Below are 13,897 nucleotides of genomic sequence, written 5' to 3'. Positions count from 1 at the left end.
AGGGGCTGAAAAAAGGGGCTACATTATGACGGCGCACGCTGGCATGAGCAATGCGCGCCTGTCGCGACTGACATAAAGCGTCCTCGCCCGCTACAATCGCCGACCTTGTGCCATGACCGTGAGCCGCCTGTGTCCGTACTGCGCCTACCGTCCCTGCCGGCCACCGCCGGAAAACAACACTGGGGCAACCTGCCCGGTGCCGCGCTGAGCCTGGCGATCGCCGAAGCCGCCAGCGCCGCCAAACGCTTCACCCTGCTGCTGACCGCCGACAGTCAGAACGCCGAACGCCTGGAGCAGGAGCTGAGCTTCTTCGCCCCGGAACTGCCCGTGCTGCACTTTCCCGACTGGGAAACCCTGCCCTACGACCTGTTTTCGCCGCATCAGGACATCATTTCCCAGCGCATTGCCGCCCTCTATCGCCTGCCCGAGCTGAAACATGGCGTTTTGGTAGTCCCGATCACCACCGCCCTACATCGCCTGGCACCGACCCGCTTCCTGCTTGGCAGCAGCCTGGTGCTGGATGTCGGCCAGAAGCTCGATGTCGACGAAATGCGCACGCGCTTGGAGGCAGCCGGCTATCGCTGCGTGGACACTGTGTACGAGCACGGTGAATTCGCCGTGCGCGGCGCACTGATCGACCTGTTCCCGATGGGCAGCGATCAGCCCTATCGCATCGACCTGTTCGACGACGAGATCGAGACGCTACGCACCTTCGACCCGGAGACTCAGCGCTCGATCGACAAGGTCAGCTCGATCAAGCTCCTACCGGCGCGCGAATTCCCGCTGGAGAAGAAAGCCGTCAGCGACTTTCGTGGACGCTTCCGCGAGCGCTTCGATGTGGACTTCCGGCGCTGCCCGATCTACCAGGATCTATCCACCGGTATCACCCCGGCCGGCATCGAGTACTACCTGCCGCTGTTCTTCGAAGCCACGGCGACCCTGTTCGATTACCTGCCGCAGGACACCCAGGTGTTCTCCTTGCCGGGTGTGGAAAAAGCCGCCGAGCACTTCTGGACGGACGCCCGCAATCGCTACGAAGAACGCCGCGTCGACCCCGAGCGCCCGCTGCTACCGCCCGCCGACATCTTCCTGCCGGTGGAGGACTGCTTCGCCCGCCTGAAGGACTGGCCTCGCGTGGTCATCAGCCAGGACGATATCGAAACCGGCGTCGGCCGCCAACGCTTCACCGCGCAACCGCTGCCGGACCTGGCGATCCAGGCCAAAGCCAACGAGCCGCTGGCCGCCTTGCGCCGTTTTATCGAGGACTATCCCGGCCGGGTGCTGTTCTGCGCCGAATCCGCCGGCCGCCGCGAAGTGCTCCTGGAGCTGCTCGCACGCCTCAAACTGAAACCCAAGGAAGTTGACAGCTGGCCGGCGTTCACCGCGAGCAAGCAACGCCTGGGTATTTGCATTGCCCCGCTCGATGAAGGCCTGCTGCTGGAGGACTTGGCCCTCATAGCCGAGAGCCCACTGTTCGGCCAGCGCGTCATGCAGCGCCGTCGGCGCGAAAAGACCCGCGATGGTGGCGACAATGTCATCAAGAACCTCACCGAACTGCGTGAAGGCGCGCCGGTGGTGCATATCGATCATGGCGTCGGCCGCTATCTGGGTTTGATCACCCTGGAAATCGACGGCCAGGCCGCCGAATTCCTAGCCCTGATGTATGCCGAAGAAGCCAAGCTCTATGTGCCGGTAGCCAGCCTGCACCTGATCGCGCGCTACACCGGCAGCGACGACGCCCTCGCCCCGCTGCACCGCCTCGGCTCGGAAACCTGGCAGAAGGCCAAGCGCAAGGCCGCCGAACAAGTGCGCGACGTGGCCGCCGAACTGCTGGACATCTATGCCCGCCGCGCCGCCCGCGAAGGCTACGCGTTCGCCGACCCGCAGCTCGATTACGCCACTTTCAGCGCTGGCTTCCCCTTCGAGGAAACCCCGGACCAGCAAACTGCGATCGATGCGGTTCGCGACGACATGCTCGCGCCCAAGCCCATGGACCGACTGATATGCGGTGACGTTGGCTTCGGCAAAACCGAAGTGGCCATGCGCGCCGCCTTCATCGCCGTGCACAGCGGCCGCCAGGTCGCCGTACTGGTGCCCACCACCCTGCTCGCCCAGCAGCACTACAACAGCTTCCGCGACCGCTTCGCCGACTGGCCGATCAAGGTCGAGGTGATGAGCCGCTTCAAGAGCGCCAAGGAAATCGGCGAAGCCATGCAGCAACTGAGTGAGGGCAAGGCCGACATCGTTATCGGCACTCACAAGCTGCTACAGGACGACGTCAAATTCAACAACCTGGGCCTGGTGATCATCGACGAGGAACACCGCTTCGGCGTGCGCCAGAAGGAACAGCTCAAGGCCCTGCGCAGCGAAGTGGACATCCTCACCCTGACGGCCACACCGATCCCGCGCACCCTGAACATGGCCGTGGCCGGAATGCGTGACCTGTCGATCATCGCCACGCCGCCAGCGCGGCGCCTGTCGGTACGCACCTTCGTCATGGAGCAGCAGCACAGTGTGGTCAAGGAAGCGCTGCTACGCGAGCTGTTACGCGGCGGCCAGGTCTACTACCTGCACAACGACGTGAAGACCATCGAAAAGTGTGCCGCCGACCTGGCTGAGCTGGTGCCTGAAGCGCGCATCGCGATTGGGCATGGGCAGATGCGCGAGCGCGAGCTGGAACAGGTGATGAGCGACTTCTACCACAAGCGCTTCAACGTGCTGATCGCCTCGACCATCATCGAGACTGGCATCGACGTCCCCAGCGCCAACACCATCATCATCGAGCGCGCCGACAAGTTCGGCCTGGCCCAGTTGCACCAGCTGCGCGGCCGCGTCGGGCGCAGCCACCACCAGGCCTACGCCTACCTGCTGACCCCGCCGCGCAAGCAGGTCACCGATGACGCGCAGAAACGCCTGGAGGCCATCGCCAACGCCCAGGACCTGGGCGCCGGCTTCGTCCTGGCCACCCACGACCTGGAAATCCGCGGCGCTGGCGAACTACTCGGCGACGGCCAGAGCGGGCAGATCCAGGCAGTCGGTTTCACCCTCTACATGGAAATGCTCGAACGGGCCGTGAAAGCCATTCGCAAGGGCGAACAACCCAACCTCGACCAACCCCTTGGTGGCGGCCCCGAAATCAATTTGCGGGTTCCTGCACTGATCCCCGAAGACTACCTGCCGGACGTGCACGCACGACTGATCCTCTACAAACGCATCGCCTCGGCCGCCGACGAAGACGGCCTGAAAGAACTGCAAGTGGAGATGATCGACCGCTTCGGCCTGCTCCCGGAGCCGACCAAGAACCTAGTCCGGCTGACGCTGCTCAAACTGCAGGCCGACCAGCTCGGCATCAAGAAGGTCGACGCCGGCCCGCAAGGCGGCCGTGTTGAGTTCGCCGCCGACACCTGTGTCGATCCGCTGACCCTGATCAAGCTGATCCAGAGCGCGCCTTCACGCTATAAATTCGAAGGTGCCACCCTGTTCAAATTCCAAGTGCCAATGGAGCGCCCAGAGGAACGATTCAACACTCTGGAGGCGCTGTTCGAGCGCCTGACCCTCCCTGCTTAAAGGATTAACCCATGCGTGCACGTCGCAACCTGGCGCTGTTGCCACTTATCCTGCTCTCGCTGCTGAGCGGCGCCCCCGCCGTTGCCGCGAACGAGTATCAGGTTGAACTGATCGTCTTCCGCCAGGCTGGCGAAGCGCTTCCAGCCAGCCAGACCGCGCCGGATGACTGGGCCAAAGGTGCACAGCCGATAGACCCCACTCAGGAACGCGTCACAGCACTCGGCAGTCAAGCCGAGAAGCTGAACCCGGCCAATGGTTACCAGGTGCTCCTGCACCAGGCCTGGGCCCAGGAACTCGGTAGCGAAGCCAGCAGCGTGGCCCTGCACAGCGGTAATCCGCGATTCGGCCACTACCCGATCGAAGGCACGCTGTCGCTCGTACAAGCGCGCTATATCGATCTGACAGTCGATTTATGGATCAACAGATTCGACGAGAGCGGCCTACTGATCAGCAGCGAGCGACTCAAGCAAGGCAGCCGACTGCAGACCGGCAAGCTCACCTACCTCGATCACGGCAACCTGGGCGTACTGATTCGCATCAACAACCTGTAAATCCCAGACAATAAAAAGGGCTGCAGACTGCAGCCCCTTCATGCCTATCGGTCGACTATTCAGCCAGCCAACACCCGCGCCAGCACGGATTTGACCTTACCCATCCCCTCATCCAATGCACGCTCGATTTCCGCCATGGTGATCAGCGCCGTGGTTTTGCCTGCCGCAGGGTTCACCACCAATGCCAAGCAGGCATAGGGCAGCGCCAGCTCACGCGCCAGCACCGCCTCGGGCATCCCGGTCATGCCAACAATATCGCAACCGTCACGCTCCATCCGGGCAATCTCTGCCACCGTTTCCAGGCGCGGCCCCTGAGTGCAGCCGTAGATGCCGTGCGTGCTGTGAGCACAGCCCTCGGACGCCAATGCAGCGCACAGCATCTCGCGCAGCTTAGCGTCATAGGGATGACTGAAGTCGACATGGGTCACATGCTCCAGCTCACCCTCGTAAAAGGTATGCGCCCGGCCCGAGGTGTAATCGATGGCCTGATGGGGCACGCAGAAATGTCCGGTCCCCATGGCCTCATGGATACCGCCAACGGCATTGACCGCGACAATGGCCTGAGCGCCTGCCGCCTTCAACGCCCAAAGGTTGGCACGGTAATTGACCTGGTGCGGAGGAATCCGATGCGGGTGGCCGTGACGAGCAAGAAACAGCACTTCGCGCCCGGCGTATTCACCCCGCAATACCGGCGCCGAAGGCGCACCATAGGGCGTATCGAGATTCAGCGCAGCCGTGATGGTCAGGCCATCCAGCTGGGTCAGGCCAGTGCCGCCGATAATGGCGTAAACAGTCATCGAACTTCCCTCAATTGATTAATTGCGCCGCACGCAATGCCCCGATCGCCTCTAACCAGCGCGGGCTCTGCCGATATTCAACACCTGGAAAGGCTTGCCGACGCATCTGCGCCAAGCGGCTAGGCGCCACCACCTTGAGCCGCTGCAAGGCGCTCAGCGCCAACTCCGCAGCCGCCCGATCATTGCACACCAGCCCCATGTCGCATCCCGCCGTCAGTGCAGCCTCGATGCGGCATGCCGCATCGCCGACCACATGAGCACCCGCCATGGACAGGTCGTCGCTGAAAATTACGCCCTTGAATTGCAACTCACCGCGCAGAATCTCCTGCAACCAGCGCCGCGAGAAGCCTGCGGGCTGAGCATCGACCTTGGGATAGATGACATGTGCAGGCATGACCGCAGCCAGCTGCCGACTCAAGCGCGCGAAAGGTTGCAAGTCGCTGGCGCGAATCTGCTCCAGACTGCGCTCATCCAGCGGAATTGCCACATGGGAGTCCGCCTCGGCCCAACCATGCCCAGGAAAATGCTTACCGGTGGCCGCCATGCCCGCCGCGTTCATCCCGCGAATAAAGGCGCCCGCCAATAACGTTGCACGCTGTGCGTCGCCCTCGAAGGCACGACTGCCCACCACCGCACTGCGCTGGTAATCCAGGTCCAGCACCGGAGCAAAGCTCAGGTCCAAGCCCACCGCCAGCACTTCAGTGGCCATCAACCAGCCACAGTGCTCGGCCAGCGCCTCGGCATTGTGGTTATCGGCAATCGCGCGCATCGCCGGCAACCGCACGAAGCCCTGGCGCAAACGCTGTACCCGTCCGCCCTCCTGATCGACGGCGAGCAGCAGATCCGGGCGTATGGCGCGAATCGCGGCGCACAATTCACGCACTTGTCGCGGGTGCTCGATATTGCGCGCAAACAGAATCAGCCCACCCACCTCGGGCTGCCGCAGAATCTGCCGGTCCTCGGCGGTCAGCCACGTACCGGCGACGTCCAGCATCAATGAACCATGCAGGCTTGAACTCACGAAAAATCCTTAATTGAGTGGCGTTGCGGCCCATTCCGGGCATGCCGCTTCATCGATCTGAACGGCGCAATGAATGGGGACTAGCGGGAAGAGCAGCAGAAGATCGGCATTACGCAGCCGTACGCAACCATGCGAGCGGGGGACGCTCATGGGCTCACTGTCCGTGGTGCCATGCAGATAGATATAACGGCGAAAGGTATCGACAGCGCCCAAACGATTACGCCCGGGCTCGCAGCCACTGAGCCAGAGTATGCGCGTAAGGATCCAGTCGCGATCGGGAAATTGTGCGGCCAACGCCGACGACCAGATTTCGCCGGTCCAACGCCGGCCTCGCAGCACAGCCCCCGACGGCAGTCCACCGCCGATCTTCGCGCGCACCTGGTGCAAGCCACGCGGCGTGCAGCCAGAACCATTAAGTTCACCAGGCCCATTCAGGGCCGTAGACACCGGCAGGCGCAGCAACAGCTGCCCATCGGCAAAGCCGTACAGGCACTGATCGGCAAGGGAGATATGCAGTAGATCGAGAATGCGCATGGGCAGCAATCTTAGCGGATCGAACCCGCCAAGCCCACCCACTTGCACACTGTTAAGCCTCTGCTGTGACCGGCTTGTCGCTACAGCAAGGAAGGCAAATCAATAAGCCCAGACTCATCAGCCCAGCCTTAGACTTTGGCCGGAACAACCTGACTCTTGGGCCGCGACTTGAGTTGCGCCTTGGCCAAGGCTTCATCAGTGACACCACTGTCCGAACGCATCCCGGCAGCCAGGAAAGGCACCATCAAACGCATCACCTGCTCAATCGAAGTATTCACTCCGAAATCGTTCTCGGCCATGGCGCGCAAGGCTTTGATCCCAGACATGCTGAAAGCTGCGGCGCCGAGCATGAAATGCACCCGCCAGAACAACTCCAACGGTGGAATACGGGGAGCCGCCTCATGCACCAGAAGCATATAACGGCGAAAGACTTTACCGTACACCTCATCCAGGTATTTGCGCAGGTGCCCCTGGCTCTGGCTGAAGGCCAGCCCCAGCAAGCGCATGAAAATCGACAGATCGTTGCCACTTCGCGGCTTGACGATCAGCGCCTGCTCGACCAACAGTTCAAGCAACTCTTCAAGACTGATTTTGGCTTCAGGTTTAGCCTGGCGGCGATCGAGCTCACGCTCAAGACTGCTACAAAACGGCCCGAGAAAACGTGAAAACACCGCTTGAATCAGGGCCTTTTTCGAACCGAAGTGATAGTTCACCGCCGCCAGGTTGACCCCAGCCTTACTGGTGATCAAGCGCAGCGACGTTTCAGCGAAACCCTTCTCCGCGAACAACTGCTCTGCCGCATCGAGAATGCGTTCTACGGTTTCCGACTGGGCCATATCTCACTACCTGACAAACACTTGTTTGAAACATACGTTTCAGCCTACTGCCTTGTCAAGTCTGGTAATCCGTATTTTGGCTGAGCAGTCACACACCATAACAACATGTAGCAAGACGAACGCCAAGCCCATCGAGTAACAGGCAACAACTGCGAAACGACCAACAGCCAATCTGGCCGACACCGAAAAGGAGGATTGCCAAGCACAATGCACTGTATATAATCCCAGTCACTGTATAAAAAAACAGAGCGCCCTCATGATCAAACTGACTCCACGCCAAGCCGAGATTCTCGCCTTCATCAAGCATTGCCTTGAAGACAATGGCTATCCGCCAACCCGTGCGGAAATCGCTCAGGCACTGGGTTTCAAATCACCCAATGCCGCCGAGGAACACCTCAAGGCGCTGGCCCGTAAAGGCGCGATTGAAATGACTCCCGGCGCCTCTCGCGGCATCCGCATTCCAGGCTTCGAACCCGGCGACGAAGAAGAAGGCCTGCCCATCATCGGCCGAGTAGCCGCCGGCGCACCTATTCTGGCGCAACAGCACATTGAAGAATCATGCCGCATCAACCCGGAGTTCTTTCGCCCTAAAGCCGACTACCTGCTGCGCGTACGCGGCATGAGCATGAAAGACATCGGCATCTTCGATGGTGACCTACTTGCAGTCCACACCACCCAGGACGTGCGCAACGGCCAGGTGGTAGTCGCCAGGATTGATGACGAAGTAACAGTAAAACGCTTTAAACGCGAAGGCACTAAAGTCTGGCTGATCGCAGAGAACCCTGAGTTCGCACCGATTGAAGTGGACTTGGAAAAGCAGGATCTAGTCATAGAAGGCTTGAGTGTCGGCGTTATTCGCCGCTAGAGGAGGCGTTATGCAGTTCCCACAGTCGCTTAACCGTACACAGCTGCCACTCTTTGAAGCCTTTCTGGCTCCGACAGCAACCCCACTACTGAACGAAGGGCGGGAATCGCCGTGGCAGGATGAGTCGGAAGCCTTCAGTGAAATGTCGCTACGCGGCGCTGCGGGCCACTGCCTAACCCTGCTCGCGCCAATCCTTCGCGAGCTAAGCCAGAGCGACGATGAGCGCTGGATGACATTGATAGCCCCGCCTACCAGCCTGACTCAAGCCTGGTTACGCGACGCCGGACTCAACCGCGAGCGCATCCTGCTGCTGCACCCACGTGGCGAACAGAGCGCTCTGGAACTAGCCCAGGAAGCGCTTAAGCTGGGGCGCAGCCACACGGTCGTCAGCTGGCTACACCCTCTTGAGCGCAGTGCCCGGCAGCAGCTTGAACTGGCCGCGCGACAAGGCAAGGCGCAGAGCCTGAACATCAGTCTGGGTTAGAGCGCTGTGGCGACCATGACACAAGGACTGTGCACGGCACATGCCTCAGGTAGACATAAGACGACCAAAACACGAATCAAGCTTTTGAACATCCAACCAGCGGCCCCTTACCTGCTTACTCAGTGCAGGACTCTGGGCTCTTCTTCCTGCTGAAAATCATTGTCGGCCAGCTTGCCAGCCATTTGCACGCCAACATTGAGCATCGCCTTAGCCACCTCAACATGCTGCCCCTGCAGAAAGGCCTTGGCATCGGCAGAAAAATCCAGAACGACCAAGGACTCTTCATCCTCCGCACGACGCAGGGCAATGCGCCCGTCGGGTAGCTCGACGATTTCTAGGAAGGACGTTGGCATAAAGTAGGTTCTCCACGAAAGGTCGGCATTGTAACAGCCGACCAGGGCTCCCCCTAGTCCGCTGGTCCAAACTCAGCTCAGCACTCACTTAGCGACTCGCGAAAGCGCAGCGCCAGTCCTTTCAACTGCTGGCGCCACGCCTCCAGCGTCGCTCGCTCCAGCGGCAGCACTTCCTGATCGAGACTCACTGCTTCGATCAAAGGCTGACGCGGGTCGGCCTTCGCTTTTTTTGCCATCAATGGAGGTTGAAACAACTCGGCATAGGCCTTGAGCAACTGCGCCAGCCAGGTCTCCGACTGCTCCGCCAACTCGACCAACTCTGCCAGTTCGGGACTCGGCGCTACTTCCAGCACCGCGCGATTGAGCAGCAACTCCACCCGCGGCACCTGCCGCTCGGCCAAGTGGTAGTAACCGGCAATCTCATGGCACAGACCCAATAGCGCACCGTATAGGTGAAACAGCGCCACTTCACGCTCAGCCTGAATCAGCGCCTGGGCATTAACGGCGCGACCCTCCTCCGCCTTGCGCCAGGACTCCAGTGACAGCCCGGCAAAGTAGATCTTCTGATTGGTACGGGTATACAGCTCATTGGCCATAAGTGGGTCCTCAACAACAGATCAAGTCACTATACGCGCGCCTGCGATGAGCAGGCGCGCGCCCTGTCCGCTCAGCGCTTGTCTTCGACCTTCCACTTGCCACCGTCATAGAAGGCACGCCAGCCTGTCGGCTTGCCATCGACCTCGGTCTGCACGTACTGCTCTTTGGTCTTACGGCTATAGCGGATCACCGCTGGACGCCCATCCGGGTCCTTCTTCGGCGCGTCGAACAGAAAGGTGTACTTCGGATCGATTTCGTCTTTATGCGGAATGATCTCCAGCACCAGCGGAGCGCGGGTTTCGCGGTTCTTAGGAAACTGACTGGCCGCCAGGAACAGGCCGGAAGCGCCGTCACGTAGCACGTAAGTGTCGTTAACCTTCTCGCATTTGAGCTCGGGCATCTTCACCGCATCCATCTTCGGTGGTGCAGGCTCGCCACTCTTGAGCAGCTTACGGGTGTTCTTGCATTCGCTGTTGGTACAGCCGAAAAACTTGCCAAAACGCCCGGTCTTCAACTGCATCTGGTTGCCGCACTTGTCGCACTCAAGGCTCGGGCCTTCATAACCCTTGATGCGGTATTGGCCCTGTTCGATCTCGTAACCCGAGCAGTCCGGGTTATTGCCACAGACGTGCAGCTTGCGCGTCTCGTCGATCAGATAGGCGTCCATGGCGGTATCGCACTTCTGGCAACGATGCTTGCCCAGCAACACCCGCGACTCCGATTCGCCCTCATCATCCGCGGCAATTTCATCGCCGGGAATCAGGTTGATGGTCGACTTGCAGCGCTCTTTAGGCGGAAGGCTGTAGCCTGAACACCCGAGAAACACGCCAGTTGAGGCCGTGCGAATCATCATCGGGCGGCCGCACTCGCGGCAGGCGATATCGGTCAGCGTCGGCGTATTGGCACGCATGCCAGTGTCGCTGTCCGAGGCCACTTCGAGCTTCTTCTTGAAGTCGCCGTAGAACTCGTCGAGCACATGCTTCCACTGGCGCTCGCCCTGAGCCACATCGTCGAGATTCTCTTCCATGCCGGCGGTAAAGCCATAGTCCATCAGATTGGAGAAACTTTCGGACAAGCGCTCGGTAACGATATCGCCCATCTTTTCCGAATAGAAACGACGGTTGTGCAACGCAACGTAACCACGATCCTGAATGGTCGAGATGATCGCCGCATAGGTGGATGGACGACCGATCCCACGCTTTTCCATCTCCTTGACCAGGCTGGCTTCGGAATAACGTGCTGGCGGCTTGGTAAAATGCTGGCTCGGATCGAGTTTGATCAGCTTGAGCACTTCGCCTTTATCCATCTCCGGCAACACATCATCATCGCCCGGCTTGCTCAGCTGTGGCAGCGCTCGCGTGTAACCATCGAACTTGAGGATTCGACCCTTGGCACGCAGCTCGAACTGCGCCGCTGCGACGGTGACGGTCGTCGACAGGTACTCGGCCGGCGGCATCTGGCAGGCCACGAACTGGCGCCAGATCAACTCATAGAGGCGCTCGGCATCACGCTCCATGCCTGTCAGCTGGGTAGGTTTCATGCTGACATCAGAAGGACGAATCGCTTCGTGTGCCTCCTGGGCTCCTTCCTTGCTGCTGTAGATGTTGGGGTTGGCCGGCAGGTACTTCTTACCGAACTCGTCCTCGATGAAGTCACGCACCATGCTTACCGCATCCGCCGACAGGTTGGTCGAGTCGGTACGCATGTAGGTGATGTAGCCGGCCTCATAGAGACGCTGCGCCATCATCATGGTTTTCTTCACACCGAAGCCCAGTCGGTTGCTCGCCGCTTGCTGCAGAGTAGAAGTAATAAACGGAGCCGACGGCTTACTGCTGGTCGGCTTGTCCTCACGCTTGGCAATGCTGTAGCTGGACGCCTTGAGCGTCTCCAGCGCGGCCATGGCCTGGGCTTCATTCAGCGGCTTGAAGGCTGCACCGTTCTCCCGGGCAACCTCGAAACGCACATTGGCGCCCTTGGCAGTGCCGAGATCGGCATGGACCTCCCAATACTCTTCCGGGACGAACGCGCGGATTTCCTTCTCGCGCTCAACCACCAGCTTCAACGCGACCGACTGCACCCGGCCAGCGGAGAGGCCACGGGCAATCTTCGCCCACAACAATGGCGAGACCATGTAGCCAACTACGCGATCGAGAAAACGCCGCGCCTGCTGGGCATTGACCCGATTGATGTCCAGCTCACCCGGCTGGGCGAACGCTTCCTGAATCGCCTTCTTGGTGATTTCGTTGAACACCACACGCTTATAGCGGCTGTCATCGCCGCCAATGGATTCGCGCAGGTGCCAGGCAATGGCTTCCCCCTCGCGATCCAAGTCGGTTGCGAGATAGATGGTGTCGGCATCCTTGGCTAAACGCCTAAGCTCCTCAACGACTTTTTCCTTGCCAGGCAGGATCTCGTACTTGGCCTTCCACCCCTGCTCGGGATCGACCCCCATGCGAGCTATAAGCTGACGTTTGGCTTTTTCCTTGGGTGACAGGGCCGGCGCCTCACCAGCAGCTGCCTTGCCGCGCTTGACCGGCTCTTTAGCCGCGCTTGCCGAGCCACTGGTAGGCAGGTCACGGATGTGGCCGATGCTCGACTTCACCACGTACTGGTTACCCAGATACTTGTTGATGGTCTTGGCCTTAGCCGGGGATTCCACGATGACCAGCGATTTGCCCATGGATCAGAAGATTCCTGAATTCGAAGTAATGGAAGGCGCAAGGCGCCAAGCGCGGCACCGCTATATATAGTGGTGCTTAAGGTGAGGTCAAGCGCAGAGAACTCGCGCTTGCCGCTCAGGGCTGGGTAAAAACAGCAGTTTCGGCCTGAATCAAAGCAAAGCGAGGAACCGTCTTACCATCTACGACGACCTCTTCGCAGAACATCTCCAGCGGGCGCACCCACAGGCCGTAATCGCCGTATAGCGCCTGGTAGACCACAACCTGCTGCTGCTCTTCAGAATGCTGAGCCACACCGAACACGCGATATTCAGGCCCCTTGTAGTGACGATAAAGACCAGGCTGTAGCTGCATCACTCAATTTCCTTGAAAAATTTACTGCACACAAACAAAAACCGGGGCGCATGGCCCCGGTTTCGCATTCAACAACGCTTAATTACACGCGTTCGAATACGGTAGTGATGCCCTGACCGAGACCGACACACATAGTGGCGACACCCAAAGTGCCACCGTTCTGCTTCATCACGTTCAGCAGGGTACCGGAGATACGCGCACCGGAACAACCGAACGGGTGACCCAGAGCAATCGCGCCGCCGTGCAGATTGACCTTTTCTTCCATCTTGTCGAGGACTTTCAGGTCTTTCAGAACAGGCAAACCTTGTGCAGCAAAGGCTTCGTTGAGCTCGATGAAGTCGATGTCGGCCATGCTCAGCCCGGCACGCTTCAGGGCTTTGTGCGTGGAAGGAACCGGACCGTAACCCATGATCGCCGGATCGACACCAGCCACAGCCATGGCACGTACCACCGCCATTGGCTGAATGCCCAGATCCTGGGCACGCTGCGCAGACATCACGATCATGCAGGAAGCACCATCGGTAATCTGCGAAGAAGTCCCCGCCGTCACGGTGCCGCCCTTAGGATTGAATGCCGGCTTCAGAGCCGCCAGGCTTTCCAGGGTGGTTTCCGGGCGGATGGTTTCGTCGAAATCGAACATCTTCAGGAAGCCGTTCTCGTCGTAGCCTTGCATCGGGATGATTTCATCCTTGAACTTGCCTTCGACGGTGGCTTTGTGTGCCAGACGGTGCGAGCGCTCACCGAAGGCGTCCTGCTGCTCACGACTGATGCCATGCATCTTGCCGAGCATCTCTGCGGTCAAGCCCATCATGCCGGACGCCTTGGCGGCGTACAGCGACAAGTGCGGGTTCGGATCGACACCGTGCATCATGCCAACGTGGCCCATGTGCTCCACGCCGCCGATGACGAATACGTCACCGTTATTGGACTGGATCGCCTGCACGGCAGTGTGCAGGGCGCTCATGGAGGACCCGCAGAGCCGGCTGACGGTTTGCGCAGCACTGGTGTGCGGGATCTGAGTCATCAGCGACGCCATGCGCGCGATGTTCCAGCCCTGCTCCAGGGTCTGGTTCACACAGCCCCAGATCACGTCTTCCACTTCGGCCGGATCGACCTTGGTGTTGCGCTCCAGCAGCTTGCTGATCAGGTGTGCCGACATGCTCTCGGCACGGGTATTGCGGTGCATACCGCCCTTGGAGCGCCCCATCGGGGTGCGGCCGAAGTCGACGATGACTGCATCTCTTGGATTCAGGCTCATAT

General features: G+C 60.1%; 13 protein-coding genes. 4 read left to right on the top strand and 9 right to left on the bottom strand.

Features of this window, described 5'->3' with window-relative positions:
* The first annotated feature begins 129 nt into the window (after positions 1-129).
* Together mfd and TMS3_RS21620 are read left to right on the top strand one after the other, a co-directional pair.
* Positions 130-3,567, top strand: a complete 3,438-nt coding sequence (gene mfd / locus TMS3_RS21625; protein ID WP_025167386.1) for a transcription-repair coupling factor — start codon at positions 130-132, stop codon at positions 3,565-3,567.
* An 11-nt stretch (positions 3,568-3,578) separates the two neighbouring features.
* Positions 3,579-4,118 carry a CsiV family protein gene (locus tag TMS3_RS21620; protein WP_025167385.1) on the top strand — a complete coding sequence of 180 codons (540 nt, stop codon included), beginning with the start codon at positions 3,579-3,581 and terminating at the stop codon, positions 4,116-4,118.
* Between the two features lie 59 nt (positions 4,119-4,177).
* Here TMS3_RS21620 and TMS3_RS21615 read toward each other — a convergent pair whose 3' ends face one another.
* From TMS3_RS21615 to TMS3_RS21600, 4 genes are all read right to left on the bottom strand, one after another.
* Entirely contained in the window at positions 4,178-4,915 is a 738-nt protein-coding gene (locus TMS3_RS21615) for an S-methyl-5'-thioinosine phosphorylase (RefSeq protein ID WP_025167384.1), read from the bottom strand.
* Positions 4,916-4,925: 10 nt separating this feature from the next.
* Complete coding sequence (gene nagZ, locus TMS3_RS21610) at positions 4,926-5,924, bottom strand: beta-N-acetylhexosaminidase (RefSeq protein WP_200929750.1); 999 nt, start codon at positions 5,922-5,924, stop codon at positions 4,926-4,928.
* A 21-nt stretch (positions 5,925-5,945) separates the two neighbouring features.
* Positions 5,946-6,470 carry a L,D-transpeptidase gene (locus TMS3_RS21605; RefSeq protein ID WP_025167382.1) on the bottom strand — a complete coding sequence of 175 codons (525 nt, stop codon included), beginning with the start codon at positions 6,468-6,470 and terminating at the stop codon, positions 5,946-5,948.
* A gap of 128 nt (positions 6,471-6,598) precedes the next feature.
* Positions 6,599-7,306, bottom strand: a complete 708-nt coding sequence (locus tag TMS3_RS21600) for a TetR/AcrR family transcriptional regulator (protein ID WP_025167381.1) — start codon at positions 7,304-7,306, stop codon at positions 6,599-6,601.
* A 256-nt stretch (positions 7,307-7,562) separates the two neighbouring features.
* On the opposite strand from TMS3_RS21600, the gene lexA reads away from it, so the two are divergent.
* On the top strand, positions 7,563-8,171 hold the full coding sequence (lexA, locus tag TMS3_RS21595) for a transcriptional repressor LexA (protein WP_025167380.1): 609 nt from the start codon (positions 7,563-7,565) through the stop codon (positions 8,169-8,171).
* 10 nt (positions 8,172-8,181) lie between these two features.
* Positions 8,182-8,655: an SOS-induced cell division inhibitor SulA gene (sulA, locus tag TMS3_RS21590; protein WP_025167379.1), complete on the top strand. Its 474-nt coding sequence runs from the start codon at positions 8,182-8,184 to the stop codon at positions 8,653-8,655.
* Between the two features lie 119 nt (positions 8,656-8,774).
* Here sulA and TMS3_RS21585 read toward each other — a convergent pair whose 3' ends face one another.
* From TMS3_RS21585 to fadA, 5 genes are all read right to left on the bottom strand, one after another.
* The gene (locus TMS3_RS21585; RefSeq protein WP_025167378.1) at positions 8,775-9,008 is read right to left on the bottom strand and encodes a hypothetical protein; all 234 of its coding nucleotides are present in this window, start codon (positions 9,006-9,008) and stop codon (positions 8,775-8,777) included.
* 77 nt (positions 9,009-9,085) lie between these two features.
* Positions 9,086-9,604, bottom strand: a complete 519-nt coding sequence (locus TMS3_RS21580) for a DUF6586 family protein (protein ID WP_025167377.1) — start codon at positions 9,602-9,604, stop codon at positions 9,086-9,088.
* Positions 9,605-9,675: 71 nt separating this feature from the next.
* Positions 9,676-12,285, bottom strand: a complete 2,610-nt coding sequence (gene topA, locus TMS3_RS21575) for a type I DNA topoisomerase (RefSeq protein ID WP_025167376.1) — start codon at positions 12,283-12,285, stop codon at positions 9,676-9,678.
* 115 nt (positions 12,286-12,400) lie between these two features.
* Positions 12,401-12,637, bottom strand: coding sequence for a DUF1653 domain-containing protein (locus TMS3_RS21570; protein ID WP_025167375.1), 237 nt, complete (start codon positions 12,635-12,637; stop codon positions 12,401-12,403).
* Positions 12,638-12,719: 82 nt separating this feature from the next.
* Positions 12,720-13,895: an acetyl-CoA C-acyltransferase FadA gene (gene fadA / locus TMS3_RS21565; RefSeq protein ID WP_025167374.1), complete on the bottom strand. Its 1,176-nt coding sequence runs from the start codon at positions 13,893-13,895 to the stop codon at positions 12,720-12,722.
* Positions 13,896-13,897: the final 2 nt, after the last annotated feature.

Source organism: Pseudomonas taeanensis MS-3 (assembly GCF_000498575.2).
In the GTDB taxonomy this organism is placed as follows: Bacteria; Pseudomonadota; Gammaproteobacteria; order Pseudomonadales; family Pseudomonadaceae; genus Aquipseudomonas; species Aquipseudomonas taeanensis.
This window is presented reverse-complemented; position numbering and strand designations above follow the sequence as displayed.

What these genes read in the sequence shown, in the direction of transcription:
- TMS3_RS21605 (WP_025167382.1), bottom strand. Translation starts at nt 6,470, where the DNA reads ATGCGCATTCTCGATCTACTGCATATCTCCCTTGCCGATCAGTGCCTG.
- lexA (WP_025167380.1), top strand. Translation starts at nt 7,563, where the DNA reads ATGATCAAACTGACTCCACGCCAAGCCGAGATTCTCGCCTTCATCAAG.
- TMS3_RS21570 (WP_025167375.1), bottom strand. Translation starts at nt 12,637, where the DNA reads ATGCAGCTACAGCCTGGTCTTTATCGTCACTACAAGGGGCCTGAATAT.
- TMS3_RS21615 (WP_025167384.1), bottom strand. Translation starts at nt 4,915, where the DNA reads ATGACTGTTTACGCCATTATCGGCGGCACTGGCCTGACCCAGCTGGAT.
- TMS3_RS21585 (WP_025167378.1), bottom strand. Translation starts at nt 9,008, where the DNA reads ATGCCAACGTCCTTCCTAGAAATCGTCGAGCTACCCGACGGGCGCATT.
- fadA (WP_025167374.1), bottom strand. Translation starts at nt 13,895, where the DNA reads ATGAGCCTGAATCCAAGAGATGCAGTCATCGTCGACTTCGGCCGCACC.
- TMS3_RS21620 (WP_025167385.1), top strand. Translation starts at nt 3,579, where the DNA reads ATGCGTGCACGTCGCAACCTGGCGCTGTTGCCACTTATCCTGCTCTCG.
- topA (WP_025167376.1), bottom strand. Translation starts at nt 12,285, where the DNA reads ATGGGCAAATCGCTGGTCATCGTGGAATCCCCGGCTAAGGCCAAGACC.
- TMS3_RS21580 (WP_025167377.1), bottom strand. Translation starts at nt 9,604, where the DNA reads ATGGCCAATGAGCTGTATACCCGTACCAATCAGAAGATCTACTTTGCC.
- sulA (WP_025167379.1), top strand. Translation starts at nt 8,182, where the DNA reads ATGCAGTTCCCACAGTCGCTTAACCGTACACAGCTGCCACTCTTTGAA.
- TMS3_RS21600 (WP_025167381.1), bottom strand. Translation starts at nt 7,306, where the DNA reads ATGGCCCAGTCGGAAACCGTAGAACGCATTCTCGATGCGGCAGAGCAG.